This is a genomic window from Clostridium fungisolvens (genome assembly GCF_014193895.1).
Taxonomy (GTDB): Bacteria; Bacillota; Clostridia; order Clostridiales; family Clostridiaceae; genus Clostridium_AR; species Clostridium_AR fungisolvens.
Genome location: NZ_BLZR01000002.1, coordinates 1 through 26,252, shown reverse-complemented (window position 1 = coordinate 26,252; position 26,252 = coordinate 1). Strand labels below are relative to the sequence as shown.

Here is a 26,252-nt window from a genome sequence, read left to right as displayed (position 1 = left end):
AATGATTTACAATAATTATAAATGTACTCAGTAGAAATACAAATAATAAAAAGTGTGTTTTTGTGATAGAATGATAAAAATAAAAGCAAATATATATTAAATTACTAGTAATTTTAAAAATGATATGATAATATATTAAATGTAAACAAAGTGTATAATGTGTGAACAAAAACATCTTGCTGAATAAAAATGCAATGCATTTTTCAATTTGCAGAAAATAATTTACTGATTTAAAACTGTTTCAATGATGACTGTAAATTAATCAGTAATAAGTGATAGTTCGTATTTATTAAAAGGGGGAGAAAATTAATGAAAAGAAAACTAGCAATTATAATTAGTGCGGTATTAGCCGTAGGAACAGTGCTTTCAAGCTGTCAGGTTGAGAAGGTATCAGATTCTAAGACAAGTGGTAGTAGTGATACTATAAAAATAGGAGTTTTTGAGCCACTCACAGGTGCAAATGCTGGAGGTGGAGAACTAGAAGTAGAAGGAATAAAACTTGCTAATAAACTTTATCCTGAGGTAAATGGGAAGAAGATTGAACTAGTAATAGTTGATAATAAATCAGACAAGGTAGAAGCATCTAATGCAGCATCAAGACTTGTTGAAAAAGAGAAGGTTACAGCTATTATAGGAAGTTGGGGAAGTTCCTTATCAATGGCTGCTGGAGATATTATAAAGAAAGCTAAAATACCAACAGTTGCAACATCAGCAACAAATCCATTAGTTACTAAGGGAAATGACTATTATTTTAGAGTTTGTTTTATAGATCCATTCCAAGGAACAGTAATGGCTAACTACGCTTACTCAAAGCTTAATGCTAAGAAGGTTGCAATTGTGCAAGAAGTTTCTAATGATTATGCAGTTGGACTAGCTAAGTATTTTACAGATTCATTCACAAAGTTAACTGGAGACAGCAAGGCTATAGTTTCAGTATCTAACTATAATACTGGAGATCAAGATTTTAGTGCGCAGTTAACTAATATAAAATCACAAAATCCAGATGTAATATTTGCTCCTGGTAACTTCACTGAGTCAGCACTTCTAATAAAACAAGCAAGAGATTTAGGAATAAAGGCTCCAATAATAGGTGGAGATACATGGGAAACTCCTGACTTCTTAAAGATAGGTGGTAGTGCTGTTGATGGAGCGGTATTCTCTACTTTCTTTGCAACAGAGAAACCTATAACAAAGGAATCAGAAAAATTCTTAGCAGAATATAAGAAGGAATACAGTAAAGAACCTGCTGCAGTTTCAGCTCTTGCATATGATGCGTATTTGTTACTTGTAGATGGTCTAAAGAGAACTGGCTCAGAAGATTCAGTTAAATTGAGAGATGAACTTGTAAAAACTAAGGACTTCCAAGGAGCTGCAGGTGTTGTTAATTTTGATGAAGATAGAAATGCAGTAAAATCAGCAGTTATTAAGCAAGTAAAGGACGGAAAGTTTACTTATCTTGATATAATCGAACCAACAAAATAGAGCAATTTAAAAACTATAGGGTTCCTAGCTCAACTATTAATTTATACATGCCCGAAAATCCCCAGAAGCCGGGATTTTCGAACAAGTATAAATTAAGTTTCGAAACAGGAACCCCTTAATGGGATCCTTTATGAAGATTTAAGTTATGGATGTATGAAAACCTTGGATTATGAGATGGAAAGCGTGCATGACTTAATATTTGAATTAGGGTCCCTCTATATTTTAATGGGAAAACATTGAATAAGACGAGTTGCGATTTAGATTAATATATAAAATAGTATACACGAATAATCACGTTTACATTGATAATATTAGAAGATGAAATGTGTGGTTTGAAAAAATGCAAAAAGGGCTTTGCTTTAATTTTAAAATTGGTAATTATTCATAGAAAAATGGTTTGTCCTTCGCAGGAATACAAATAATAAAAAGTGTGTTTTTGTGATAGAATGATAAAAATAAAACCATAAACTTGACATAATGTTAATGAATATAATAATATTATGTTGTATTGACAAATTAATATACAAATGAATAATATGTGAATAATTTTACGAAGTTGAATAATGGTGCAGGAATACTTTTCAATTGACAGAAAATATTTTGGTGATATAAAATTAACAACAACATACGAAAACATTATTCAGCAATAGGTATATTCGTAAATATTCTAAGGGGGATTAAAATAATGAAGAGAAAATTAGCTTTTATAATAAGTGCAGTATTGGCTGTAGGAACAGTACTTTCAAGTTGCCAGGTTGAGAAGGTATCAGATTCTAACACTAATGGTAGCAGTGATACTATAAAGATTGGGGTTTTTGAACCGCTTACGGGAGCAAATGCTGGGGGTGGTGAATTAGAGGTAGAAGGAATAAAACTTGCTAACAAGCTTTATCCTGAAGTTAATGGAAAGAAAATAGAACTAGTAATAGTTGATAATAAATCTGACAAAGTAGAGGCATCTAATGCGGCATCAAGACTTGTAGAGAAAGAAAAGGTTACGGCTATAATAGGAAGTTACGGTAGCTCACTTTCAATGGCTGCTGGAGATATCGTAAAGAAAGCTAAGATACCAACAGTTGCAACATCAGCAACAAATCCATTGGTTACTAAAGGAAATGACTATTATTTCAGAGTTTGTTTTATAGATCCATTCCAAGGAACAGTAATGGCTAACTACGCTTACTCAAAACTAAATGCTAAGAAAGTTGCAATTGTACAAGAAGTTTCTAATGATTATGCAGTTGGATTAGCTAAGTATTTTACAGATTCATTTACAAAATTGACTGGGGACAGTAAAGCTATAGTTTCAACATCTAACTATAATACTGGAGACCAAGATTTTAGTGCACAGTTGACTAATATAAAATCACAAAATCCAGATGTAATATTTGCTCCTGGTAACTTCACAGAGTCAGCACTTCTAATAAAACAAGCAAGAGATTTAGGAATAAAGGCTCCAATAATAGGTGGAGATACATGGGAGACACCAGACTTTTTAAAGATAGGTGGTCAAGCTGCTGAAGGAGCAGTATTCTCAACTGCATTTGCTACAGAAAAACCAGTTACAAAGGAATCGGAGAAATTCTTAGAAGCATATAAAAAAGAATACAGTGGAAAAGATGCTTCCGCAATGTCTGCACTTGGATATGATTCATACTTAATACTAGTAGATGCTCTTAAGAGATCTGGATCAAATGATTCTGTTAAGTTAAGAGATGAACTTGCAAAGACTAAGGATTTCCAAGGGGCTACAGGAGTAATCAATTTTGATGAAGACAGAAACGCCATAAAAGCAGCAATAATTAAGACTGTTAAGGATGGTAAATTCACTTATACTGACACAGTAGAGCCAACAAAATAAAGGAATGAGAGGACTAGCTTATAGCCAGTTCTCTGTATTTTAAAAGGAGAGGGATTTTAATATGGGTACACTTTTGCAGCATTTAGCTAATGGAATATCATTAGGTAGTTTATATGCATTAATAGCAATAGGATACACAATGGTTTATGGAATATTAAGACTTATAAATTTTGCTCATGGAGATATATTTATGATGGCTGCTTATTTTACCTTTTACGGTATAGCAGTTTTTGCAATGCCTTGGTATGTAGCAGTATTGTTTTCTATAGCTCTTACAGTATTTCTTGGAATATTTATAGAGAAGGCAGCTTACAAACCTATAAGAACTGCACCTAAGATATCAATATTGATATCAGCAATAGGGGTATCGTTCTTTCTTGAAAACTTAGGAACAGTTGTCTTTGGAGGAGTACCTAAAGCTTTTCCTCAAGTGCCACTTTTTACTGACGTAATTAAAATTGGATCTGTATCAATGCAAAGACTTACAATCATAATCCCTGTGGTAACTGTTATTATACTATTATTATTGTTATATGTTGTAAACAATACAAAAGTTGGAATGGCTATGAGAGCTGTTTCTAAGGATTATGAAATATCTTCATTGATGACTATAAATATAAACAGAATAATAACTTTGACTTTCGCAATAGGATCAGCCTTAGCGGCAGTTGGAAGTATAATGTGGGGATTCAAGTTCCCTAACATTAATCCACTTATGGGAGTTATGCCAGGACTTAAATGCTTTATAGCTGCAGTTATAGGTGGAATAGGAAACATTACTGGTGCTGTAGTGGGTGGATTTATCCTTGGAATAGGTGAAATCATGCTTGTTGCATTATTACCAAGTCTTACAGGTTATAGAGATGCTTTTGCCTTTATACTTTTAATAGTTATATTACTATTTAAGCCAACAGGTATCATGGGCGAAAAAATTTCGGAGAAGGTGTAGATGATGAAAAAGAGAAATTTAATTTTAACAGGAATTTCATTTGTCGTACTCATATTATTTTTAATATATGCAGATAAAAACTTTGATCCATATAAAACAAGAATACTTAACTTATGTGCAATTTATGCAGTTTTGGCCTTAAGCATGAATTTGATTAATGGTTTCACTGGTTTGTTTTCATTAGGGCATGCCGGATTTATAGCTATAGGTGCTTATACAACAGCTCTTTTGACTATGTCGCCTGAAACTAAGGCTCAAAACTTTTTTATGCAGCCTATAGCTGCTCCTTTGGCAAATATACAATTGCCTTTTCCAATAGCTCTTATAGTTGCAGGTATAATCTCTGCATTTTTAGCTTACTTAATAGGCGCTCCTGCGCTAAGACTTAAAGGTGATTACTTAGCTATTGCAACTCTTGGTTTTGCAGAAATAATAAGAGTAGTAATAAATAATACACAATCCATTACTAATGGTGCATTAGGATTAAAAGGTATACCAGTAACTACTAATATATGGTGGAGTTTTGGGGTGTTCATAGTGACAGTTATACTTATGGTGTCATTTGTGAATAGTAGTTTTGGTAGAGCGCTGAAAGCAATAAGAGAAGATGAAATAGCAGCTGAAAGTATGGGAATAAATCTTTTTAGAAATAAAACTCTAGCTTTTTCAATAGGGGCTTTCTTTGCTGGAGTAGGTGGTGGGTTACTAGCAAATTCACTAGGAACAATAGATCCTACAATGTTTAAATTCATGCTTACTTTCAACATATTACTTATTATAGTTCTAGGTGGAATGGGAAGTATAACAGGAACTGTAATTTCATCATTTATAATAACAATAGCTGGAGAAGCATTGAGATTCTTAGATGAAACTATAACAATAGGTGGATACAGGATACAAGGAGTTGCTGGTACTAGAATGGTAGTATTCTCAGCCCTTCTAATGATAGCTGTATTATTCTTTAGTAAAGGTCTTATGGGAAATAGAGAATTTTCATGGAATGGTCTTTTTGGATTCTTCAAAAACATAGGACGAAGCAAAGGAGGAAGCCAAGATGAAATTGCTTAATGCAGACAAGATAACAATGAAGTTTGGAGGTCTTACAGCAGTTAAGGACTTCAGTTTAGAACTAAATAAGGGCGAAATTGTTGCTCTTATAGGACCTAACGGTGCAGGTAAGACTACGGCTTTTAATATGATTACAGGTGTTTACACCCCTTCCGAAGGACAAATATTTTTTAATAATGAAAGAATCTCTGGACTAAAACCAGATGCCATAACTAAAAAGGGGATAGCTAGAACTTTCCAAAACATAAGACTATTTGGAGAATTAACAGTTTTGGATAATGTTCTTATAGCAAATCATCTTCATTTAAAATCAATGTTTTTAGAAGGGATGTTTAAGCTTCCTAGATATAGAAAAGAAGAAAAAGAAATGGTTCAAAAATCATTAGAGTTACTAGAGAGAGTTGGACTTTTAGATCTTAAGGATGAAAAGGCAAGTTCACTTCCTTATGGAAAGCAAAGAAGGTTAGAAATTGCGAGAGGTCTTGCAACTAATCCGGAGATTATGCTTTTAGATGAACCAGCGGCTGGAATGAATCCAAAGGAATCTGATGAGCTTACAAGCTTTATAAATGAGATAAGAGATGAATTTGGTCTTACTATATTTATGATAGAACATCACATGCCTTTAGTAATGGGAATATCTGATAGAATATATGTGCTCGACCATGGAGTTACTATAGCACATGGGACACCTTATGAAATTCAAAATAATTCAAAGGTTATTGAAGCCTACTTGGGGGTGAAGGAAGATGCTTAAGATAGAAGATTTAGTTGTATCTTATGGAGCTATTGAGGCTCTTAATGGAATATCTATAAATGTAGAGCAAGGAAAGATTGTTACTCTTGTTGGTGCTAACGGAGCCGGAAAAAGTACAACGCTAAGAGCTACAGTAGGCCTTACTAAAATTAAGTCAGGAAAGATAATCTATGATGGAGTAGATATAACTAACAAAAAGACAGAGCAGATACCAAAGATGGGTTTGACTCTAGTTCCTGAAGGAAGAAGAGTTTTTCCTAACCTTACTGTTCTTGAGAATATTAAGTTAGGTGCGTATTTCAGAAAAGATAAGAAGGAAATAGAAAAAGATATAAAGTGGATATATGAGTTGTTTCCAAGATTAGAGGAAAGAAAATGGCAACTTGCAGGAACTCTTTCTGGAGGAGAGCAACAAATGTTAGCAGTTGGAAGAGCTCTTATGGCAAAGCCAAAACTTCTAATGATGGATGAGCCTTCACTTGGACTTGCACCTATAATAGTTAAAGATATCTTTAATATAATTCAAGAGATAAGAAGACAAGGTGTTACTATATTGCTAATAGAGCAAAATGCAAACCTTGCTTTGAAGGCAGCAGATTATGGATATGTACTTGAAACTGGAAGGATAATAATGGAAGGCACTGGAGAAGAACTTCTAAAGAATGAAGATATAAAAAATGCTTACTTAGGTGAAGCAGTTGATAAGAAAGAAGCCGCATTATAGAAGAAACTTATATACAAAAAATCGCTAATGCTTGTGACATTAGCGATTTTTTTTCTTAGGGAAAAGATTAATGTTAAAACTCTTTGTCTACTTTCTGTATTGTGGATGTCTAATAATTTAATTATTAAGGGATTAATTAAATAATAAGAGATTTTTGTGGCAGTTGTATGACAAAATTATGTGATATTATGGCATTTTTAATTTCATAATGTTTCCATATTATGATTTATAAACGGTTTCATTTGAGTGTATTATAAATTTAATTTTATAAAGTCCCATTTCCAAAATATGTGAAGGTGTTATAGCTTTTTTGTAGAATATATGTAAAATATGGAATTTTAAATTTAGGGTAATGGGGGCGTAATTTATGAAGAACTTAGAAAATGATTTAGATATAGTGGTTGCTGAAGGGGCAGCAGAAACAAAGGAATTAGCCCAAAAGAAGAATACGACAAAGAAAAGAACTACCAGAACTAAAAAATCAAACACAGAAGAAGTAAATGATGCTGTAGATAAGGCTACAGTTAAAAAAGATAATAAAGATAAAGATAAAGCAGCAACTAAAGCTTCAAGAAGTAGAAGGACAACAAAGAAGGCAGACGAAGATTTAGAAGTGGCAGTGCAAGAGGCAAAGGTTGAAGGTGAAAAGGCAGTTAAGAAAACCACTAAGAAAACAGCTAAGAAAAAGGATAATGTTGATGAAAAAAAAGCTGAAGTTAAACCTAAGAAGACTAGAACAAGAACAAAAAAAACAGTAGATGAGCCAGTATCGTTGGAAATTGAAGAATTAAATATTGATAATATTAAGGAATATAAACAAGAACTCCCAGTTGGTAAAAATGAAAGAAGCGGTAACGTTTCTGATTTTAATATCTATCTATTTCATGAGGGCAATAACTACGAAAGCTATAAATTTATGGGATGCCATCTAGTAGAGGAAAATGGAATAAAAGGTGCAAGATTTACTACTTGGGCGCCAAATGCTAGCGTTGTAAATGTGGTTGGAGATTTTAGTGAATGGAAAAGTAATGATAATAATAAATTGAAAAAAATTAGTGAGTCTGGCTTATGGAGTGGATTTATTCCTGAGCTTAAAGCTGGAGCTGTATATAAATATGCTATAACAAGTAAGGATGGAAAGAAGGTTGTATTAAAATCTGATCCTTATGCTTTTTCATCAGAGCTTAGACCAAATACTGCTTCTTTAATTACAGAGGTCTCTGATTATACCTGGAAAGATGAAAAGTGGATAGAAAAAAGAAATAATACAAATGTTTATGAAAGTCCAATTAATATATACGAACTTCATTTAGGTTCATGGAGTAGAAAAGAAGATGGAAGTTTTTATAGTTATTTAGAATTAGCAGAAACACTTCCAGCCTATGTTGAAGAAATGGGCTACACCCATGTTGAGCTAATGCCTATAATGGAACATCCGTTAGATGATTCTTGGGGATATCAAGTGACAGGTTATTACTCAGTGACAAGAAGATATGGCAGCAGTGATGACTTTAAGGTGTTAGTTGATTCATTACATGAAAAAAATATAGGTGTAATCTTAGATTGGGTTCCTGGCCATTTCTGTAAGGATGAACATGGATTGTACATGTTTGATGGCACTCCAACTTACGAATATAGTGAGGTTTCGAAACAAGAAAACAAAGGCTGGGGTGCAGCTAATTTTGATTTAGGAAGGCCAGAAGTTAAAAGCTTTTTGATTTCTAATGCTCTTTACTGGTTAAAGAATTTTCATATAGATGGGTTAAGAGTAGATGCTGTGGCAAATATGATATATCTTGATTATGATAGGAAGCATGGAGAATGGAAACCTAATAAGTATGGCGGACGAGAAAACCTAGAGGCTGTAGAATTCTTAAAAGCTCTAAATAAAGCCATATTTAAACAAGTAAACAATATTCTTGTTGTTGCAGAGGAGTCAACATCTTGGCCTATGGTAACTAAGCCTGTTGATATAGGAGGCTTAGGATTTAACTTTAAGTGGAATATGGGTTGGATGAATGATATGTTAAGGTATATTCAGATTGATCCTATATATAGGAAGCATCACCACAATCTAATAACCTTCTCGATGATGTACAATTACTCGGAAAATTTTATTCTTCCAATATCACACGATGAGGTTGTACATGGAAAAAAATCATTAGTGGATAAAATGTGGGGAGATTATTGGAACAAATTTGCTGGGCTTAGACTATTTATATCTTATATGCTTGCGCATCCAGGTAAAAAGTTATTATTTATGGGTAGTGAATTTGGACAGTTTATAGAATGGAGAAACCGTGAAGGGTTAGAGTTTAAACTCATAGAGCAATTTGAGATGCATAGAGATACACAAAAGTTCTTCAAGGATATAAATAAATTTTATTTAGAAAACGAAGCTTTGTGGCAGTATGACTACAACACAAATGGTTTTGAATGGATTGATGCTGATAATTCTACTCAAAGTATTATTGTTTTTGCTAGAAAAACTGATGATCCAAAGAAAAGTTTAATATATGTATGTAACTTTACCTCAGTAGTTTATTATGATTTTAATATAGGAGTTCCTTACTTAGGGGAATATCAAGAAGTATTCAATACAGATAGTAAGGAATATGGTGGATCAGGTCAGAGAATTGGAGAAAATTTATTCTCTGAGAAATCACCTTGGCATAACCAAAAGTATAAATTAACTATCAAAGTACCTCCTATGGCAACATTAATATTAAAGCCTGTAAATATAATAGATGATGTAGAAGAAAAAGAGCAGAACGTCTTAAAAGGCTTGGATTTTGACAAAGCTATAAGCATAGCTGAAAAGCAGATTAAAGATAAAGAATAAAACAATTAGTCATCATAAATATTGAGGAGGTAGATGAGATAATGAAAGTACTTTTTATTGCATCAGAGGCAGATCCATTTATTAAGACTGGGGGATTAGGGGATGTAATGGGAGCATTACCTAAATCCTTAGCAAAACAAGGTGTTGATGCAAGAGTTATAATACCAAAATATAAAAATATAAAGGATAAATATAAAGATAAGCTTTATTTCATAAAATGGTTTATGGTTCCAGTAGGTTGGAGAAACTCTTACTGTGGAATATTTGAATATGAATACGAAGGTGTAAAATTTTATTTTATAGACAATGAGCAATATTTTAATAGAGAAGGTTTGTATGGGCATTATGATGATGGAGAGAGATTTGCTTTCTTTGATAGAGCTGTACTTCAAGCCATAAAAGAGTTGGACTTCAGACCGGATGTGATACATTGTAATGATTGGCAGACTGGAATGGTTCCAGTGTTACTAAAACTTGAATATAGCAAAGATCCGTTTTACTCAGATATAAAATCAGTATACTCTATACACAATTTGCTTTTTCAAGGTAATTATAGTCCAGAAGTTTTGCAAGAACTTTTTGGATATGATATGGAACCTTTCAATAATGGGAGTTTAGAACTTCATGGCGGCGTGAGCTTTATGAAAGGTGGGATAAACTATTCTGATCGTGTTTCAACAGTAAGCTATACTTATGCGTCAGAAATACAAAGTGAGAACTATGGTGAAAAACTTGATGGTCTTTTGCGTGCTAGAAATAATGTGTTATCAGGTATACTAAATGGAATAGATTATGATATCTATGATCCAAGCAATGATAACTATATTTTTCAAAACTATAATCTAAATAATATTGAAGATAAAAAGTTAAATAAACTAGGATTACAAAAACAACTGGGCTTACCAGAGCGCGAAGATGTGCCAATTATCGGTGTTGTATCAAGACTTACTAACCAAAAAGGAATGGATTTAGTAGTAAATATCGCTGATAGATTACTTCAACATAATATCCAGTTAGTTGTACTTGGTACAGGAGATAAATCCTATGAAGATCATTTTAGAAATTTACAATATAGGTATCCAGATAAGGTGTCTATTAATATAATGTTTAGTGATGAACTAGCGCATAGAATCTATGCTGGTGCAGATATGTTCCTGATGCCTTCATTGTTTGAACCTTGTGGACTTGGTCAATTGATAGCACTTAGATATGGAACTATACCTATAGTTAGAGAAACTGGAGGACTAAAGGATACTGTTACCCCTTATAATAAATATACTGGTGAAGGAAACGGGTTTAGTTTTTATAACTATATAAGCTCTGAACTTTTGGCAACAATAGAATACGCGATAAAATCCTATCATAATAAGCAAGTATGGAATGGGCTTATAAAGCAAGCAATGACTTCCGACAATAGTTGGGAAAAGGCTGCAGGAGATTATAGAACATTGTATGAATCGTTGCTTTATTAAGATTATGCTTTAGTATAAAGGAGGAATAAATATGTTCAATATAGACAAAGACGCCTTTAAAAAGGACTATCTTAAGAAATTTTTAGAACTTCACGGTAAAGAGTTGGAAAAAGGGACTCAGCAAAATAAGTACGAAACTTTAGGAAGTTTAGTTAGAGATTATGTTGCTAAAGCTTGGATAGATACCAATAAAAGATATAATCAAACGGGCGAAAAACAAGTTTATTATTTCTCCATGGAATTTTTATTAGGGAGGCTTCTTGGTGATGCACTGTTGAATCTAGGTATAAGAGATGTGTGTAAAGAGGCTTTGGATGAATTAAATATTGATCTTAGAGAATTAGAAGAATTTGAGCATGATCAAGGGCTAGGAAATGGTGGACTTGGAAGACTTGCAGCTTGCTTCTTAGATTCAATGGCATCTCTAAATATTCCGGGGCATGGTTGCGGAATTAGATATAAATATGGATTTTTTGAGCAGAAGATAATGAATGGTGCTCAAGTTGAAGCACCGGACTATTGGCTTAAAGAAGGAAATGTATGGGAGATGAAGAAGCCTGATAAGTCTGAGATTGTTAAGTTTGGCGGTGAGGTAAGAGTTGAATCAGTAAATGGTAGATTGAGTTTTACTCATATCAACTATGAACCAGTTTTAGCAATTCCTTATGACACTCCGGTGGTAGGATATAAAAATGATGTAGTTAATACTTTGAGACTTTGGAGTGCTGAACCAGTATCTAATGAATTTGACTTTTCATCTTTTAGCAGAGGAGATTTTTTAAAAGCAATTGAGTATAAAAACTCAGTAGAAGCTATATCTCATGTGCTTTACCCAGATGATACTTTTTATGAAGGTAAGATATTAAGACTAAAGCAACAATACTTTTTTGTATCAGCGGGTATTCAAAGTATATTGAGGTATTTTAAAGATAATGGGCATAATTTAATAAATCTTGATGAAATGCTTGCTATTCATATAAACGATACTCATCCAACTCTAGCTATTCCTGAGCTTATGAGACTTTTAATGGATGAAGAAGGCATGTCTTGGGAAGATGCATGGAGGATAACTACTAATACAGTATCGTATACAAATCATACTATACTTGCTGAAGCTTTAGAAAAATGGCCTGTAGATATGTTTAAGAAATTACTTCCAAGAATTTACATGATAGTTGAAGAGATAAATAAGAGATTTTGCCAAGATTTATGGAATAAGTATATAGGACAATGGGATAAGATATCTAAGATGTCCATAATTGGTGATGGGTATGTGAGAATGGCTAACTTGGCCATAGTTGGAAGTCATAGTGTGAATGGAGTGGCTAAACTTCATACCGAGATACTTAAAAAACAAGAGATGAAAGAATTCTATTATTTATATCCTAGGAAGTTTAACAATAAAACAAATGGAATAACTCATAGAAGATGGCTTATCAAATCGAATCCAGAGCTTACTTCTTTATTAAAAGATACTATTGGAGAGGGATGGATAAAGCATCCTACAGATTTAGAAAATTTCGCAAGATTTTCTAAGGATAAAGCAGTTTTAGGAAAACTTGCAGAGATAAAGAGTAATAATAAGAAGTCTTTAGCTAAGATTATTTATGATTCAAATGGAATAAAGATAGATCCGAATTCCATTTTTGATGTCCAAGTAAAGAGGATACATGCATATAAGAGGCAGACTCTTAATTGTCTGAGAATAATGGATTTATATAATAGGCTCATCGATAACCCTGAGTTAGATATAGTTCCTAGGACCTTTATTTTTGCAGGAAAAGCAGCGCCAGGATACTATCTTGCAAAAAAAACAATAGAGCTTATAAATGCTGTAGGTGAAAAGGTAAATAATGATAAGAGGATAAAAGATAAAATAAAAGTTGTTTATATGGAGAACTACAGAGTATCTCAAGCTGAAGATATAATACCTGCTACAGATGTTAGTGAACAGATATCTACCACAACTAAAGAGGCTTCTGGTACCTCTAATATGAAGTTTATGATGAATGGAGCAATAACAGTAGCTACTCTAGATGGTGCTAATGTTGAAATAAGAGATGAAGTTGGCGATGATAATATAATAATATTTGGACTTACTGAGAGGGAAGTACTTGATTATTATTCAAAAGGTGGTTATTCAGCTTGGGAGACTTGCAACAGTGATTCAAGACTAAGAAGAGTTACTCAAGATATAATAAATGGATACTATTCTCCTGATAAAGATAGGTTCAAAACCGTTTTTGAACATTTGCTTACCTACAATGATGAATTTTTTGTGCTAAAGGATTTTGATTCTTATGTTAGAGCGCAAGATAGAGTAGATAGTATATATAGAGATATATATAAATGGCAAAGTATGGCGGCTGTTAATATAGCTCATTCAGGTGTTTTTTCTTCTGATAGAACAATACAAGAATATGCTACAGGTATATGGGGATCAGGATATCTATATAAAAATTTATAATATAACTAAGGCTAGAAAGCTCTAAACCTAAAAATATAAGTTTGATTATAGAGTTGTCATCCTAAAAAGATGTATCACTTCAATCTGATAAAAAGATATATCTATTTAATTAATTGAAATAATACCTCAGGTATATCCTGAGGTATTATTAAAATAAGTTATAGGAAGGAAAAAGTTATGAATAATTTTTATATATTGCATGATTCTCAAAATACTTACTATAGAAGTCCATTTGGTGCAGTAAAGTTGGGAACTGAAATAAGTATTGTTATTGAATCACAGGGATGTCAACAAGCTTTTATAGAACTTATTCATTTTGATGGACATAGACAAAGTATTCTAATGGAAATGTTTTATAAAGAAGGACAGAATGATATATGCTTCTTTAAGACCAGCTTTACTGCTACAACTAAAGGAGTACTGAATTATTATTTTGTTTTGAAAAGAGAAGAGCAGACACTTTATTACGGTAATAATAATGAATGTCTGGGTGGAGTAGGACAAATATATGTTGAGAATCCTAAGTATTATCAAATAACTGTATATCAAGATAATTTAGTTCCGCAATGGTATAAGGAAGGCATTATATATCAGATCTTTGTAGATAGGTTTTATAATGGTAATGATACTGGTCTAGTAGATAACCCTAAAAAGAATTCTTTTATATATGGTAACTGGTATGATAAACCTATGTATATAAAAGATGCTAATGGCAAGGTATTAAGGTGGGATTTTTTCGGTGGCAACCTGAAGGGTATAATAAAAAAGTTAGATTATATAAAATCTTTAGGAGTTACAACAATATATTTAAATCCTATATTTGAATCACCTAGTTGCCATAAGTATGATACTGCAAACTATAAAAATATAGACCCCATGTTTGGGGATGATAAAATATTTAAATGTTTATGTAATACAGCTAATAAGTATGGTATAAGGATAATCTTAGATGGAGTTTTTAGCCATACTGGATCTGATAGCGTATATTTCAATAAGAATGAAAATTATGATTCACTAGGAGCATATCAATCCAAGGAATCTAAATATTATGAGTGGTATAGATTTAGAGATTATCCTAATGATTATGAAAGCTGGTGGGGGTTTGAAAATCTTCCTAATGTAGATGAATTAAATCCTTCCTACATGGACTATATAATCAACAAAGATGATTCGGTGCTCTCAAAATGGATGAATCTTGGGGCATCAGGTTGGAGACTTGATGTTGCTGATGAACTTCCTGATGAATTTATAAAAGCCATAAAGCATAAAATTAAAAAAATAAAGAATGATGCCATACTTGTGGGGGAAGTATGGGAAGATGCCTCTAATAAAGTTAGTTATGGGCAAAGAAGAGAATATCTATACGGAGACGAATTAGACTCGGTAATGGGATATACCTTCAGAGATATTATAGTAGGTTTTTTAAATAGAAATATTGATTCTCATATGCTACTCAAGAAATTTATGAATCTTTATGAAAACTATCCAAAAGAAAATTTTTATGCATCAATGAATATATTGGGTACCCATGATACTGAAAGAATTATTACTATGTTCATGAATAACTATAATGATGAAAATATAGCTAAAAGTATGGTTAAGCTAGCGGTAGCTTTTCAAATGACTTTTCCTGGAGTACCAGTAATTTATTACGGTGACGAAGCTGGTCTTGAAGGGCAAAAGGATCCAGACAATAGAAGGACATATCCTTGGAATAAAGAAGATAAGGATATTTTAAGTTGGTATAAGAGACTTTCCGGTATTAGAAGTAATAGTTTAGTGCTAAAACGTGGAGGGTTAAAGTTTTTTGATACAAATGCTGATGTAATATGTTTTGAACGAAGCTATAAGAATAGCAAGATTTTAGTTGTTATGAATAGAAATGCAAGTAGTTCTATAAAGGTAGAATTTGGAGAAGTCAAAGGACATTATAGGGATCTACTTAGAGATTTTAAAAATGATGTTTATTATTCAGCAGAGGGAATAATTTCAGTTGAACTTAAACCTGCAGAAGTTAAACTGCTTGTAAAAGTCTTTTAAGAAATTGATATTGCTAAGTTACTGTGTTGAAATTAAATGATTATGCATCCAATGCTTTAATGAGCTTACGCAAAGAATTAATATGATTTTGTCATACTCCATGGCTAAAACTGTAAACTCACTACGTTCGAACAGTACAGTTTTACTTTTTAATAATTAATACTTTTTATAAATCTTTCATATTTTAAGTTTAAGAAAATAAAAATGCTATTTGATTAAAAAAGTAAAAAGTAAGGATATATCGCCTGCCAGAATTTCTTCACATACGTTCAGAAAAGGCAGATGCGTAAAAAAATCACTAATAAAGAACAATTAGCGATTTTTTAGAGCCACTCCATCTGAAAAAATCATTTAATTCTAATAGCTCGCTCATATAGCATCTCCTGCATAATCATTTAATTTAAAAATATTCTTAAGCATAGATATAGAATTAAATTATTTAGAGTGTTGAAAGAACTATATGAACTGGTTTCTATGGTTCTTTTTTAATGCAAAAGAAAATATAAACTTTCTATGACTGTTAAAACTAGGTATTTCAATAGATTTACAATCCTTTTATGGCTATACACGGTAAAAAAATAAAACTAGCGTATTTGCCAAAATTTTTGTCATGTAGCTCCTGAAAGGCAGAACAAAAAACTAGTAGTTATTTATTAAATGATATAAAAAACTACTTGAAAACAATTATCATTTGAGTTATAATTAAAGTAACAAAAATACAATATAAAAATATAATATTAATATGATACATAAGGTAATTAAGAGGTGATATATATGAAGAAACTAAGGTTGTTTTCTATTGGATATGCGGTTCTTTGGCTCTTAAGTGGGCTTTTAAATATATTTATTTTAAGCGATTTTAATAATGGAGATTTTGTAAAATTGACAAATGGGCATCTCTTAATACTAGGTACAGGATTTATGGCTTTGATGTATGCTGCTGATAATGTTTTAAGTATTAGTAAAAAGAGAAATTTTAACCTATGGCTAGTATTATATAATGCTTTTTTAGGCGTATCTGTACTATTGATGTTAGCGCAAAAAGTCATAGAAAATAAAGGGTTTACAATAGAAGCTGTTAATTCATCAATAGACATAGCACATTTAGGTTTAGGTGTATGTTTGTTATGGGCTGTATATCTAGTTAGAGATGTTTCTAGACAGCATTCACTACTTAAAACTGAAAAGATTAAAAACAAGTAATTATCGGACTTTTGTCCTAAATATAGTAAAACATTTCCTATCCCCCCAATAGAAAAAGTGATAGTTATTTTTTAACTATCACTTTTTTATTGTAAAAAGGTTGCTTCAATAACTTTTTTACTGTAAAGAAAATATAAGGTTTTAATGATAGATAAACTTATAAGTTTCAATGGTTTTATAATATACTAGACATTATTGTGTAATCATCTTCTCCAACTCCTCCACATAGGGGTTTAATTCCAGAGTTCACAAAAGTACCTCTAACCACAGAGTAGTCTCCAAATTTTTCTCTTATTTCATCTATAGTTCTATCTAAGTTCTTAGTTTTTTCTATATGTTTTTCGTCAAAAAGTGAAATTTGATAAGTATTGTTTGAACTTAAATCTGATACGTGAACACCTATATGTCTAATAGGGTCTCCAATCCAAAGTTTATCTAAAAGCTTGCAGCAGGTAGTAAATATACTCATAGTAGAGTCGGTAGGATTAAATAATTTTATCTGCTTTGAATAACTCATGAAGCTGCTATTTTTAACATGTATAGATATTACCTTACAATAGCAATCAGAATTTCTAAGTCTTATAGATACAGTTTCCACTAAGGAAAGTATTATTTTATAAGCATCTTCCTTGTTTGTTATATCATATGCTATAGTAGTCGAATTACCTATACTTTTCATAGTGTTATGACTTTCTGAAAGTACAGATGAGTTTTCTATGCCGTTGGCATAATTCAAAAGCGTTAAACCAAAACTTTTAAATTCATACTTAAGTATATCGAGGTCATAATGAGCTAAATCCCCAATTGTATTTATGTTCAATGCCCTAAGTTTAGGAGCAGTAGAACGACCAACCATGAATAAATCCTCTATTGGAAGAGGCCACATCTTTTCTTTTATTTCATTCTCATACAGAGTGTGAATTTTATCTGGTTTCTCAAAATCAGAAGCCATTTTAGCTAGGAGTTTATTAGTTGAAATTCCTATATTTACGGTAAAGCCTAATGTATCTTTTATCTGATTCTTTATTTTTGTTGCTATTGATATAGGATCCATATTTAAATTGCTATATGTTAAATCCATGAAACACTCATCAACTGAGAATCTCTGAATTTGAGGACTATATTCTTTTAATATAGACATCATTGAATTACTACACTTCATATATAAATCATACTTAGGTGGAACTACTAGAAGATTAGGGCATTTTTTTAGAGCCGTATATAGAGACTCTCCAGTAGTTATATTATATTTTTTAGCAGGAATAGATTTTGCTAGGATTATTCCATGGCGATTTTTAGGGTTTCCGCCTATTGCAGAAGGAACTTCACGAAGATCTAAAGTTTCGCCATGCTGAAGTCTATGACAAGCTTCCCAAGATAGATATGCAGAGTTTACATCAATATGAAATATCAATCTTTTACTAAACATATATATAACCATCCTTCATAAAATGTAATTTGAACACATATATGGATGTACCGCTTCGTAATAAAATTTATATTTTCAAATTCTCCTCTCAGAACACAGAGGAGTTTTGAAAATGTTTTTTGGATCGAAGTGGTACATCTATATTTATAGTATATCCATAAATTAATTATATAGAACATATGTTCTATAGTAAATAAAAATATGCACTTATGCGATTTATACGAATTTTTTTTAATATATAAGCATATTTATCTTTATAGGAGGTGAATATTATGATTAGAACTGTGGTGTGTGAAAAGGAAGGTTGTAATGGAAATAGTTTTTATATAAATACAGAAGATAATAACTTAAATATAATATGCAAAGAATGTGGAGCAACTTATAGCTTTGATATAAGCTATTATGATTTTACTATGCTTTCTAATTGCTCTTACTGCGATAATGATACTTTTAAAATATTTAAGGATACTGAAAAAGAAGGAATCTATGCAAAGTGTAATAAATGTGGAAATCCTCCAGAAAAAATATATATAGATACAGATGGAAACCAAGTTTCTTATAATAGTAAGTTGTTAAATGATATAAAAGATATGATATATAGATTAGACCAAAGAACATCAAACTTAGAAGATAAGATACAAGGTTTACAAGGTGGACAGGAGTTGCTTGAAGAGTCTCTTGCATATATAAGTAAGTTTATGTCAGAGTAAAAATTAAGATATAAATAAGATGCCTGTACATAACTACAGGCATTTGGTATTTATTAACAAAAGCAAGGGAAAACTTTTGAATAATGTAACAAATTATAATAATAGGTGAAATAGTAAAAAAAATTTGTTAAGGACACGTTTACATTTAAAAATAAGAGCTAAAGGACATTGAAGGGATTTACAGTAGTTGGTATAATAATAGTGTAATTACAATTTTTGTAATTACATCGTTAGGTGTTGAGGGATGAAAAACGAGGGGAGAGGCTAAAATGGTAAAAAAAGAAATTATAGCTCTAATACTTGCTGGTGGACAAGGGTCAAGATTAGGGGTATTGACTAAGAAGTTAGCAAAACCAGCAGTTCCATTTGGGGGAAAATATAGGATAATTGATTTTGCGTTAAGCAATTGTGCTAATTCAGGTATATATACAGTTGGTGTGTTAACTCAATATCAACCTCTTGAACTAAATTCACACATTGGTATAGGAAGTCCTTGGGATCTTGATAGAAGAGATGGCGGAGTAGCAATTCTTCCACCTTATCAAGAAGAAAGAGGTGGCAATTGGTATAAGGGTACTGCCAATGCAATATATCAAAATATACCTTTCGTAGATGGGTATGAACCAGAATATGTTTTAATATTATCAGGTGACCATATATATAAGATGGATTATGAAAAGATGCTTGATTTTCACAAACAGAAGGAAGCGGATGCTACAATAGCAGTTATTGATGTAACATTGAGTGAAGCATCAAGATTTGGAATAATGAACACTAATGATGATTTGTCAATATATGAATTTGAAGAGAAGCCAGCGAATCCTAAGAGTACTAAGGCTTCTATGGGGATATATATATTTAATTGGAAAACACTTAAGAAATTCTTGAAAGAAGACGAGGCAGATAAAAATTCAATTAATGATTTTGGAAAAAATATAATACCAAAGATGCTTGAAGATGGAAGAAGATTAGTTGCGTATCCATTTAAAGGATACTGGAAAGATGTTGGTACTATAGAAAGTCTTTGGGAATCTAATATGGATTTATTAAAAGATAACAATGAACTTAATCTATACGATGATGAGTGGAGAATTTATTCTGTAAGCCCAGGTAGACCAGCTCAATATATTGGACAAAATGCTTCGGTAAAATCATCTCTTATTGTTGAGGGATGTATCATTCATGGTGAGGTTGAAAATTCAGTACTTTTTCCAGGCGTAGTAGTAGGTAAAAATGCAGTTGTAAAAGATTCGGTGGTAATGCCTAATACTAAAATTGGAGAGAATGCTATTGTAGATAAAGCTATCGTAGGTGGCGGAGTGGCAATAAGAAAAGATTGTAAGATAGGCAATGGAAAGACAATTACAGTAATACCGGCAAAAGAAGATTTAAAAAGTGGAACTATTATAGAGGGATAAGTTATGGGGGGGAACATATTGAAAAATTATTTAGGAATAATCAATTTAGATGAGAATGATGACAAAATAACTGAACTTACTAGAACAAGGCCATTAGCATCAGTCCCTTTTGCTGGGAGATATAGAGTAATAGATTTTATATTATCAAACATGACTAATGCTGGAATTGAGAATATAGGTATATTTACTAAGAATAAATCAAGATCCTTAATGGATCACATAAGTAACGGAAGACCATGGGATTTACACAGGAAGAGATATGGACTTAGAGTTTTTAATTTTGCAGATGAAGACCCAGTATATGACGATGTTCATAATTTTGCTGATAATCTTGAATTCTTTCAATACTCTAAGCAAGAATATGTTATATTAGCACCTTCGTATATGATATGCAATATTGACTTTAGAGAAGCTATGAATTTTCATGAGAAGAGTAATAATGATATAACTGTACTTTACAAAAAGGTAAATAACGCAGATAAGAGCTTTATTGACTGTGATGTATTAAATATTAATGAATATGGTAGAGTAGTGAGTGTTGGAGAAAATATAGGCTATGAAAAAGAAGCAAACATATGTATGGAAATGTTTCTTCTAAGAAAAGACCTATTTATTGAGCTTATTTACGACAGTATAAAGACTGGCAGAAATAGAAAAATTAAAAAAAGTATCTATAGACAATTAGATACACTTAGAGTATACTCCTATGAATTTAATGGTTACTTATGTTGTGTAAACTCTTTGCACTCATATTATAAAGGAAACATGGATTTATTAAATGTAAGAATAAATGCGGAATTATTTCATGATAATGCTCCTATATATACAAAGTCAAAGGATGAAAGCCCTACTAAATATACTAAAGATAGTGAAGTGAAAAATTCTATAATATCAAATGGATGCTATATAGAGGGCCATGTAGAAAATTGTGTAATTTCAAGAAGAGTTAATATAAACAAGGGTGCTTATGTTAAAGATTGTATTATACTTCAAAATTGCATAATAGGTCCTAATGCTAAACTTATGAATATAGTAGCAGATAAGGGGTCCTATATACCTAAGGGCCAGGATTTAAGGGGACCAGAAAAATTCCCTCTAGTATTAGAAAAACAGAGTCTTTTGTAATCTGAAAGTGTCTATAATATAAAAGCTTGGATTAAAAAATAATCCAAGCTTTTTGATTTTTAATAAGGTAAAATCGATTGATAACTAAGATTTAGTATAAAAAAATATAGATTATAAGATATAGTATATATAGATGAACTACTTCGTACTTAAGTTTGCATTTTTAAAAATTCCTCTCATAATCCAAAGAGGGAATAGATTTCGGATTGAAGTGTTTCATCTTTACGAGTAAAAGTAAGTATCGGAATTATAAGATATGTGAGGAACAAGAGTATGGGAGTTTTATTTGTAACCGCTGAGGCGTATCCTTTTATGAAGGCTGGTGGATTAGGAGATGTTGCATATTCATTGCCAAAAAATTTAAAACAAATAGATGTTGATATACGTGTAATAATGCCCAAATATAAGTTTTCTAAAAAAATAAAGAGAAAGATGAAAAGAGTAGCTCGTTATACAACTTATATAGGATGGAAAACTGTAGATTGCAATCTTTTTACTTTAAAATTAGATGGAGTTCAATATTATTTTATAGATAATCCATTTTACTTTTATAGACCAGAGGCATATGGATACCACGATGATCATGAAAGGTTCATCTTCTTTTCAAAGGCAGTGCTTGAGGGTATAAAGTATATGGATGATTTTAAAGTTGATATATTGCATTGCAATGATTGGCATTCATCTTTAGTTATACCGCTAAAGGACATTTATTACCGAGGAAATACAATTTACGATAATATTAGAACAGTATTTACAATACACAACATATTATATCAAGGAATATATGGCAAGGACTTGCTTTGGATGTTGGGATTAGACGAAAAAGAGTATTTTACTGAGGATAAGTTAAAATATGGCGATGTAATATCCTTTATGAAGTGGGCTATATTAAGTGCCGATAGAGTTACTACAGTGAGTAAAACATATTCAAAAGAAATAAGGCAGCAACATTTAGGGTATGGTCTGCACAATATATTAGAGGACAGGAAGCACTTACTAGATGGTATACAAAATGGTATAGACTATGATGTGTTTAACCCTAAAGAAGATAAAAATATATGGTTTAATTACAATTCTGATAATTTAGATGATAAACATAAAAATAAATTAAAGCTACAAGAGGAATTAGGGCTGGTTGTAGATGCAAATATTCCTATTATAAGTATGGTGACAAGGCTTACAGATCAGAAAGGGATTGGGCTTTTAGAAGGTATTATAAATAAATTAATGAGTGAAAATATTCAGCTGATAATAACGGGTACTGGTGAAACTCACTACGAAGAGGATATTAAATATCTTGAAAATAAGTATGATAATCTTAGAGCGGTTCTAAAGTTTGATGAAGGTTTTTCTAGGAAGGTTTATGCAGGAGCAGACATATTCTTGATGCCCTCAAAGTTTGAACCTTGTGGCTTAGGTCAGCTTATTGCAATGAGATATGGAACAGTTCCTGTAGTTAGGGCTACTGGAGGACTTAAGGATACGGTTAAGGATTATAATAAGTATACTGATGATGGTGAGGGGTTTACTTTTAAACAATATGATGCCGTGGATTTTTTTAGTGCAATAGAACGTTCTTTAGATGTTTTTAACAATCACAAAGGTTCGTGGAATAGGTTATGTATCAGAATAATGAATAAGGACAATAGTTGGAATTTGTCGGCAGCAAAATATAAAAAGTTATATATGAAGATTTCTAAATTAAAATAGTATATAAAGATGTACCATTTCGAATCGAAATCTATTTTTAAAACTCTCAAGGATATATAGCCATTGTCATTAATGTTTAATAACTATATAATTTATTTAAGCAAATTTATATAGTATTAAATTTGATGGAGGACAAATGGATAAGAAAAATTTAAAGTTAAAAATAAGTTGGGCTGCTTTATTGTTTTGGATGATTATAATATTTGTCTACTCATCTAAGAATGGAACTGAATCAGACAAACAAAGTGCGTTAGTCATATATGTGTTTAATGCATTAGGAATAGACTTAAATGGGATGTTAGGAGATCTTGCTACTTTTATTGTAAGAAAAACTGCACATTTCACAGAATACCTTATACTATTCCTTCTTGCGTATAATGTTTTTAAGAATTACCTAAATAAAAAAACTGCTATAGTATTTGGTATACTCTTAACTTTTGGATACGCTTGTACAGATGAGATTCATCAACTTTTTGTGCCAGGAAGAACTGGCAAGTTTAGAGATGTATTAATAGATACAAGTGGCGCTATATTCGGAGGTATGGTAATTACGCTAGTTAATAAAATTAGATATAAATCTAAGATAGTGGTTTAGACCACTATTTTTACTGCATAGGAAGTTACAAAGTTTTCAGGTTAGTTAAACCTAGATATTTAAATGCTTTTAGAATCTTTTTATGACTATGCAGTAAAAAAAACTTATTCGTCTGCCAAGTTTTCCTCATATACATTCGTAAAGGTAGATGCGTTAAAAAAACTTACTGAATAAGGTTGCTTCAGCAACTTTTTTACATTTACAGAAGTGATGAGAATATTCTTGCTACACCCTCAATCACTTTAGTTAACTTATCTGCATTTTCATATTCTTCTAAGGAAAATTCTCTACAGTTTTTTAAATCTTCTAAGAATAACTGGTCTAGTTGCTGTGATATGTCTTCGTTATAGATTACAGTATTAATTTCATAGTTTAAGTCAAAACTTCTTATATCCATGTTAGCTGTACCAACTGAAGAAATTTTTCCGTCTATTGTAATAGTTTTTGCATGAACAAAAGAATGTTTATCATAAAAATACACTCTTACACCACAACGCATAAGTTCTCCGAGATAAGTTCTAGAAGCTTTATTTACCATTATATGGTCAGCTCTTTCAGGAAATATTATCTTAATGTTTACTCCGCCTAATGCAGATATTCTAAGAGCATCCATTATACTTTCGGTAGGAACAAAATATGGTGTGGTTATATAAATCCTATCTGTAGCCATGGTAATCATCTTTAGCATTCCTTGCATTATTGCTGGAAATTCTGAATCTGGACCACTTTTTACAAGTTGCATGGCCAAAGGTGATTCTACCTTAGTTGTAGGAAAGTATTGATCAAATTCTTGATCGTAGAAACTATAGTAATTATTAGCTTGTTGGATTGTCATAAAGTCATCTAAAAATACTGCCTGAAGTCCCAAGACAAAATCACCTTTCACCATTATGTGAGTATCTCTCCAATATCCTAGTTTACTGTTGCCAAGATATTCATCACCTATGTTGATACCGCCCAAAAAACCTACTTTACCGTCAATAATAGCAATTTTTCTATGATTTCTGTAATTTATTTGAGTATTTATAAGTTTCAATAAAGGGGATAAAAAATACGAGTATAAAACTACATCGATTCCAGCAGATCTGAGTTCTCTAATATAGCTTCTTTTCATTTTGGCAGCTCCAACTCTATCGATTATAAATCTTACACGTACACCTTCTAAGGATTTTTTTATCAAAATTTCTTTTATTTCGTTGCCTATAATGTCGCTTTTAACTATATAATATTCCAAATGGATATGATGCTTTGCTTTTAGCAGCTCTTCTTTAAGTCTTTGGAACTTTTCAATCCCATCTTTAAAAACAGTGATATCATTATTTAAAAATACAGGGGAATCACTATTATTAGCTAAAAGTTCAATTAAAGATATATAGGTTTTATCTTTTATTTCTTTTAATACAGGGGATATCAGATCTTGAACTTGACTTGAAAATCTTTCGTCATTCAATTTGTGTATCTTCCAATTCCTGCCTAAGAAAATATATAAAAATAGGCCTACTGGTGGAACAAGAGCAAGAACTAAAAGCCAAGCCAATGTTTTTTCTGGTTGCTTTCTTTCTAAAACTACTATAGTAATTGAAAGAATAAAATTGATAACAAAAATTAAATACATCATATAACTTGGTAATCTCATCATAATCATTATCACCTCCGTATTAATAAGAATAAAGTCTTTAAGCAAATATAATGATGTTATATATGTTTAGGAAGATATCATTATATTTAATTTAATAAATACATTATATTATATACAAATAATGGCCATAAGAAACAAGTTTATGTAATGATAATTAAAATGTTATATAAATTTGCTTGAACTTTAATTAACTAAGAATAATTAAATCATCATAAGTATAAACTATTTTTGTTTTAGTGCAATTATATTTTAAAGTTCTTTCGCTAGAACTGGAAAGTATCTGAGAAATAGGCTTTTCTATGAATATATAAATTGCTTCAATTAATACATGCATTATAAAGATTTTTATGAATCTGCAAATCATCATCTGATAGATTTAAGTATGAAGTAGTTTATATATAGTATATTTTTAAAAGCCTAAGTAGCTTTATTAAGTAGATTTTTAGATTTAGCTAGTACATATTTAAAGAATATGACTAAATATACCAATAAACATATCCAAGTGTATCAATTCTAGAAATTTAGAGGAATATATAGAAAAAACAATTATATATGCGAATAAATCAAGAAAAATAGCGCATTATATAATCATAAGTGTCCATATACATGTTATTATAAAACACGTCGCTGATATAAACAACGACAAGTCAACAAACAAATTTAAGAATTTTGTCTGAAAACAAAATTTTAAAAAAGATGTTGACAAAAAAATGTACACATGATAACATAAAGAAGTCGCAAATGAGCGGCAAAGATAAACT

The 26,252-nt window shown here is 31.3% G+C and carries 18 protein-coding genes; 16 read left to right on the top strand and 2 right to left on the bottom strand.

Annotated features, from left to right (window positions below):
• Positions 1-309 precede the first annotated feature (309 nt).
• From bsdtw1_RS22535 to bsdtw1_RS22485, 11 genes are all read left to right on the top strand, one after another.
• Complete coding sequence (locus tag bsdtw1_RS22535) at positions 310-1,482, top strand: ABC transporter substrate-binding protein (protein WP_183279907.1); 1,173 nt, start codon at positions 310-312, stop codon at positions 1,480-1,482.
• 685 nt (positions 1,483-2,167) lie between these two features.
• The gene (locus tag bsdtw1_RS22530; RefSeq protein WP_183279906.1) at positions 2,168-3,343 is read left to right on the top strand and encodes an ABC transporter substrate-binding protein; all 1,176 of its coding nucleotides are present in this window, start codon (positions 2,168-2,170) and stop codon (positions 3,341-3,343) included.
• Between the two features lie 61 nt (positions 3,344-3,404).
• The gene (locus bsdtw1_RS22525; protein WP_183279905.1) at positions 3,405-4,292 is read left to right on the top strand and encodes a branched-chain amino acid ABC transporter permease; all 888 of its coding nucleotides are present in this window, start codon (positions 3,405-3,407) and stop codon (positions 4,290-4,292) included.
• Positions 4,293-4,295: 3 nt separating this feature from the next.
• Entirely contained in the window at positions 4,296-5,360 is a 1,065-nt protein-coding gene (locus bsdtw1_RS22520) for a branched-chain amino acid ABC transporter permease (RefSeq protein WP_183279904.1), read from the top strand.
• The gene (locus bsdtw1_RS22515) at positions 5,347-6,117 is read left to right on the top strand and encodes an ABC transporter ATP-binding protein (protein WP_183279903.1); all 771 of its coding nucleotides are present in this window, start codon (positions 5,347-5,349) and stop codon (positions 6,115-6,117) included. Before bsdtw1_RS22520 ends, bsdtw1_RS22515 begins: the two co-directional genes overlap by 14 nt.
• Positions 6,110-6,841: an ABC transporter ATP-binding protein gene (locus bsdtw1_RS22510; RefSeq protein ID WP_183279902.1), complete on the top strand. Its 732-nt coding sequence runs from the start codon at positions 6,110-6,112 to the stop codon at positions 6,839-6,841. Before bsdtw1_RS22515 ends, bsdtw1_RS22510 begins: the two co-directional genes overlap by 8 nt.
• Before the next feature lie 367 nt (positions 6,842-7,208).
• Positions 7,209-9,683 carry a 1,4-alpha-glucan branching protein GlgB gene (glgB, locus tag bsdtw1_RS22505; protein ID WP_183279901.1) on the top strand — a complete coding sequence of 825 codons (2,475 nt, stop codon included), beginning with the start codon at positions 7,209-7,211 and terminating at the stop codon, positions 9,681-9,683.
• A 41-nt stretch (positions 9,684-9,724) separates the two neighbouring features.
• A complete protein-coding gene (glgA, locus tag bsdtw1_RS22500) occupies positions 9,725-11,155 on the top strand; it encodes a glycogen synthase GlgA (protein ID WP_183279900.1) in 1,431 nt (476 codons plus the stop codon).
• A 31-nt stretch (positions 11,156-11,186) separates the two neighbouring features.
• Entirely contained in the window at positions 11,187-13,622 is a 2,436-nt protein-coding gene (locus bsdtw1_RS22495; RefSeq protein ID WP_183279899.1) for a glycogen/starch/alpha-glucan phosphorylase, read from the top strand.
• Positions 13,623-13,799: 177 nt separating this feature from the next.
• Positions 13,800-15,662: a glycoside hydrolase family 13 protein gene (locus tag bsdtw1_RS22490; protein ID WP_183279898.1), complete on the top strand. Its 1,863-nt coding sequence runs from the start codon at positions 13,800-13,802 to the stop codon at positions 15,660-15,662.
• A gap of 774 nt (positions 15,663-16,436) precedes the next feature.
• Positions 16,437-16,865: a DUF2871 family protein gene (locus bsdtw1_RS22485; RefSeq protein ID WP_183279897.1), complete on the top strand. Its 429-nt coding sequence runs from the start codon at positions 16,437-16,439 to the stop codon at positions 16,863-16,865.
• Positions 16,866-17,040: 175 nt separating this feature from the next.
• Here bsdtw1_RS22485 and bsdtw1_RS22480 read toward each other — a convergent pair whose 3' ends face one another.
• On the bottom strand, positions 17,041-18,294 hold the full coding sequence (locus bsdtw1_RS22480; protein WP_183279896.1) for a Y-family DNA polymerase: 1,254 nt from the start codon (positions 18,292-18,294) through the stop codon (positions 17,041-17,043).
• Positions 18,295-18,566: 272 nt separating this feature from the next.
• On the opposite strand from bsdtw1_RS22480, the gene bsdtw1_RS22475 reads away from it, so the two are divergent.
• The 5 genes from bsdtw1_RS22475 to bsdtw1_RS22455 all read left to right on the top strand — a co-directional run bounded on the left by bsdtw1_RS22475 (position 18,567) and on the right by bsdtw1_RS22455 (position 23,852).
• The gene (locus tag bsdtw1_RS22475; RefSeq protein ID WP_183279895.1) at positions 18,567-19,004 is read left to right on the top strand and encodes a hypothetical protein; all 438 of its coding nucleotides are present in this window, start codon (positions 18,567-18,569) and stop codon (positions 19,002-19,004) included.
• Positions 19,005-19,273: 269 nt separating this feature from the next.
• Positions 19,274-20,422 (top strand): glucose-1-phosphate adenylyltransferase, encoded by a 1,149-nt coding sequence (locus bsdtw1_RS22470; RefSeq protein WP_183279894.1) that lies wholly within the window; start codon positions 19,274-19,276, stop codon positions 20,420-20,422.
• 18 nt (positions 20,423-20,440) lie between these two features.
• Entirely contained in the window at positions 20,441-21,547 is a 1,107-nt protein-coding gene (glgD, locus tag bsdtw1_RS22465; RefSeq protein ID WP_183279893.1) for a glucose-1-phosphate adenylyltransferase subunit GlgD, read from the top strand.
• Between the two features lie 273 nt (positions 21,548-21,820).
• Complete coding sequence (locus bsdtw1_RS22460; protein ID WP_183279892.1) at positions 21,821-23,257, top strand: glycogen synthase; 1,437 nt, start codon at positions 21,821-21,823, stop codon at positions 23,255-23,257.
• 136 nt (positions 23,258-23,393) lie between these two features.
• Complete coding sequence (locus tag bsdtw1_RS22455) at positions 23,394-23,852, top strand: VanZ family protein (RefSeq protein ID WP_183279891.1); 459 nt, start codon at positions 23,394-23,396, stop codon at positions 23,850-23,852.
• 199 nt (positions 23,853-24,051) lie between these two features.
• On the opposite strand, the gene cls is transcribed toward bsdtw1_RS22455, so the two are convergent.
• Positions 24,052-25,491, bottom strand: a complete 1,440-nt coding sequence (gene cls / locus bsdtw1_RS22450) for a cardiolipin synthase (protein WP_244638241.1) — start codon at positions 25,489-25,491, stop codon at positions 24,052-24,054.
• Positions 25,492-26,252: the final 761 nt, after the last annotated feature.